This is a genomic window from Bradyrhizobium sp., assembly GCF_016462955.1.
Lineage (GTDB): Bacteria > Pseudomonadota > Alphaproteobacteria > Rhizobiales > Xanthobacteraceae > Bradyrhizobium.
This window is the reverse complement of record NZ_JAEMSD010000593.1, coordinates 1-3,790: the sequence shown is the minus strand read 5'-3', so window position 1 is coordinate 3,790 and position 3,790 is coordinate 1. Positions and strand designations below refer to the sequence as shown.

General features: G+C 66.9%; 4 protein-coding genes and 1 pseudogene. 4 read left to right on the top strand and 1 reads right to left on the bottom strand.

All coding sequences use genetic code 11. The features are described 5' to 3' along the window. A pseudogene (locus JHD07_RS35120) lies at nucleotides 1–266 on the bottom strand (hypothetical protein); the annotation flags it as partial. A 269-nt stretch (nucleotides 267–535) separates the two neighbouring features. Here JHD07_RS35120 and JHD07_RS35115 point away from each other — a divergent pair. From JHD07_RS35115 to JHD07_RS35100, 4 genes are all read left to right on the top strand, one after another. Continuing rightward, a complete protein-coding gene (locus JHD07_RS35115) occupies nucleotides 536–1,531 on the top strand; it encodes a 30S ribosomal protein S2 (RefSeq protein WP_291630529.1) in 996 nt (331 codons plus the stop codon). Nucleotides 1,532–1,664: 133 nt separating this feature from the next. After that, nucleotides 1,665–2,588, top strand: a complete 924-nt coding sequence (gene tsf / locus JHD07_RS35110; RefSeq protein ID WP_291630528.1) for a translation elongation factor Ts — start codon at nucleotides 1,665–1,667, stop codon at nucleotides 2,586–2,588. Between the two features lie 57 nt (nucleotides 2,589–2,645). After that, complete coding sequence (gene pyrH / locus JHD07_RS35105) at nucleotides 2,646–3,362, top strand: UMP kinase (RefSeq protein WP_291630527.1); 717 nt, start codon at nucleotides 2,646–2,648, stop codon at nucleotides 3,360–3,362. Between the two features lie 68 nt (nucleotides 3,363–3,430). Beyond that, a partial coding sequence (locus tag JHD07_RS35100; protein WP_291630526.1) for a ribosome-recycling factor occupies nucleotides 3,431–3,790 on the top strand: 360 nt, incomplete at its 3' end.

Here is a 3,790-nt window from a genome sequence, read left to right as displayed (position 1 = left end):
TCCCCAGGCGCTGGCGAGACCCACGGCGCCGCCGCCACCGCGGGTCGCGCCAGCCCCGCCGCCGCGGGCGGCGCCACCGCCCGTGGCCGTCGCACGGCCGGCACCGCCGCCTCAGGTCGCGCGCCCCGCGCCACCTCCGCCTCCAATGGCGCGACCGGCGCCGCCTCCGCCTGCGATGGCGCGTCCCGCGCCGCCGCCACCTCCGGTCGCGCGAGCAGCGCCGCCTCCCATGGCAGCCGCGCCGCCGCGTCCGGCGCCGGCAGCACACCCGCCGCCGCGGCCCGCCGGGCCGCCGCCGAAGTCTTGCCCGCCCGGCCAGCCCAGGTGTTAGGCAACCGATGGCGCCGGGAGGCGACGAAATCCTTACGGGGCCTCGAACGGGGCCCTTATTTCCTTGCTTCTGGCCGAAATGGCGCTATATAGCGCGCCATCTCACACGGAAACATGGCTCGCAAGGCCGTCCGGTGGCAACCGGGGCGAGAACGCTCCGTTTTGCTCACACGTTTCCGGAGGAACCAACCGGAGAATTAGAACGATGGCGCTACCCGATTTCACCATGCGTCAGCTGCTCGAAGCTGGCGTGCACTTTGGTCACCAGTCTCACCGCTGGAATCCGAAAATGGCTCCGTTCATTTTCGGCACACGCAACAACATCCACATCGTCGATCTCGCCCAGACCGTGCCGATGCTGCACCAGGCCCTTCAGGCCGTCAGCGACACGGTCGCCAAGGGCGGCCGCATCCTGTTCGTCGGCACCAAGCGCCAGGCGCAGGACGGCGTTGCGGACGCGGCCAAGCGCTGCGCGCAGTATTTCGTCAATTCGCGCTGGCTCGGCGGCACGCTGACCAACTGGAAGACGATCTCGGCCTCGATCAAGCGCCTGCGTCACCTCGACGACGTGCTCTCGGGCGGCGAAGCCAATTCCTACACGAAGAAGGAGCGCCTGACGCTGCAGCGCGAGCGCGACAAGCTCGACCGTTCGCTCGGCGGCATCAAGGACATGGGCGGTCTGCCCGACCTGATCTTCGTGATCGACACCAACAAGGAAGACATCGCGATCCAGGAGGCCCAGCGGCTCAACATCCCGGTCGCCGCGATCGTCGACACCAATTCGGATCCGAAGGGCATCACCTATGTGGTGCCGGGCAATGACGACGCCGGCCGCGCGATCTCGCTGTATTGCGACCTGATCGCGCGTGCGGCGATCGACGGCATCTCGCGTGCGCAGGGCGATTCGGGCATCGACATCGGTGCTTCCGCCAAGCCGCTCGCCGAGGAACTGCCGGCTGCGTCGTCGAGCGGTTTCCAGGGCCTTGCGGGTCCTCGCGGCGCCGCCGACGACCTCAAGAAGCTCCCGGGCGTGTCGGGTGCGATCGAGAAGAAGTTCAACGACCTCGGCATCTTCCACTATTGGCAGCTTGCCGAGCTCGATCACGACACCGCGCACACGATCGGCGAAGAAGTCGGTCTGCCGAGCCGCGCGGACGCTTGGGTGGCCAAGGCCAAGGCGCTGACCGCGGAAGCGGAATAGTCAAAAAGAGCGATGGGTTGGCCGGATAGGATCCGGCCACCATTTCAGTTGACCAGAATTCCTGAGATGGACCGCGGCGGGGCGCCTCAAGGCCGCGCTGCGGCAAACCGGCAGGCACAAAGGATTTTCAACAATGGCAACGATCACAGCTGCGATGGTCAAGGACCTGCGCGAATCGACCGGCGCGGGCATGATGGACTGCAAGGCCGCGCTGACCGAGAACGACGGCAACATGGAAGCGGCGCAGGACTGGCTGCGCAAGAAGGGTCTGTCCAAGGCGGCCAAGAAGTCGGGTCGCGTCGCGGCCGAGGGCCTGATCGGTGCGCTCACCAAGGGCACCAAGGGCGTCGTTGTCGAGGTCAACTCCGAGACCGACTTCGTCGCACGTAACGGCCAGTTCCAGGGCCTCGTCAAGATGATCGCGCAGGTCGCGTTCGACGTCGGCGCCGACGTCGAGAAGATCAAGGCCGCCAAGGTCGGCGACGTCACGATCGAGACCGCGATCAATGACGCCATCGCCACCATCGGCGAGAACATGACGCTGCGCCGCGCCGCCCAGCTCGAAGTGAGCCAGGGCGTGGTCTCGCACTACGTCCACGGCGCCGTTATCGACGGCGCCGGCAAGATGGGCGTGATCGTGGCGCTGGAATCGCCGGGCAAGGCCGATGAGCTCGCAGCGCTCGGCCGTCAGATCGCGATGCATGTCGCGGCCGCCAACCCGCTGGCGCTCGATCCGTCCGGCCTCGATCCGGCCGTGGTCAAGCGCGAGAAGGACGTGCTCGCGGACAAGTACCGCCAGCAGGGCAAGCCGGAGAACGTGATCGAGAAGATCGTCGAGTCCGGCCTCAAGACCTACTACAAGGAAGTCTGCCTGCTCGAGCAGGCCTTCATCCACGACACCGGCAAGTCGGTGGCTCAGGCGGTGAAGGAGGCTGAAGGCAAGGTCGGCGGTCCCGTCAAGGTCGCGGGCTTCGTCCGTTATGCTCTCGGCGAGGGCATCGAGAAGCAGCAGAGCGACTTCGCGGCCGAGGTCGCGGCGGCCAGCGGCAAGAAATAAGCGCCGGAATCCTTCCGGCGCGCCGCCGGGAGCGGCGCCCGGACAAGGAAAGTGCTCATGACTGATCCGGTCTATCGTCGCGTCGTGATCAAGCTGTCCGGCGAGTATCTCGCGGGACAGCAGGGCTTTGGCATCGATCAGCCGACCGTCGACCGGGTTGCGGACGACCTGATCGCCGCCCGCAAGCTCGGCACCGAGGTCGCGGTCGTGATCGGCGGCGGCAACATGGTCCGCGGCGTCGAGGTTTCCTCCCGCGGGGTGTCGCGCACCACCGGCGACACCATGGGCATGCTCGCCACCATGATGAACTGCCTCGCGCTGGAAGCGGCGATCGAGCGCAAGGGCACGCCGGCACGGACGCTGTCGGCCTTCGTCATGCCGGAGATTTCCGAGCTGTTCACCCGCACCGCGGCACACAAATACCTGGCCGAGGGCCGGATCGTGCTGCTCGGCGGCGGGACCGGCAATCCGTTTTTCACCACCGACACGACCGCGGTGCTGCGTGCCGCCGAGATCGGCGCGCAGGCGGTCCTGAAGGCCACCAATGTCGATGGGGTCTACTCGGCCGACCCGAAGACGGATCCGACCGCCACGCGGTTCGACCGCCTGACCCATTCGCAGGCGATCGAGGGCGGCTACAAGGTGATGGATGCGACCGCCTTCGCGCTTGCCCGCGAGACATCGCTGCCTATCATCGTATTCTCGATCGCGGAGCCGGGGTCGATCGGCGCGATTCTGCGTGGTGTCGGGCACGGAACCATCGTCGCCGGCTGACGACTGGTCTGGCGGGCCCGAAAGGGAAGGGCGCCGAGCGGTCGTCGGGAATTTGAAGGAGAAACGTGATGGCCACGGGTAATTTCGACCTCAACGAAGTGAAACGCCGCATGCAGGGCGCGGTCCAGTCTCTCAAGCACGAGCTCGGCGGCCTGCGCACGGGGCGCGCCTCCGCCTCGATGCTCGATCCGGTCCAGGTCGAGGCCTATGGCAGTCACATGCCGCTCAACCAGCTCGCCACCGTCAGCGTGCCGGAGCCGCGGCTGATCTCGGTGCAGGTCTGGGACAAGTCGATGGTCAAGGCCGTGGAGAAGGCGATCGTCGATTCCAATCTCGGCCTGTCGCCTGCGACCGAAGGCCAGGTGTTGCGCCTGCGCATCCCCGAACTCAACGAGGAGCGTCGCAAGGAGCTGGTGAAGGTCGCGCAC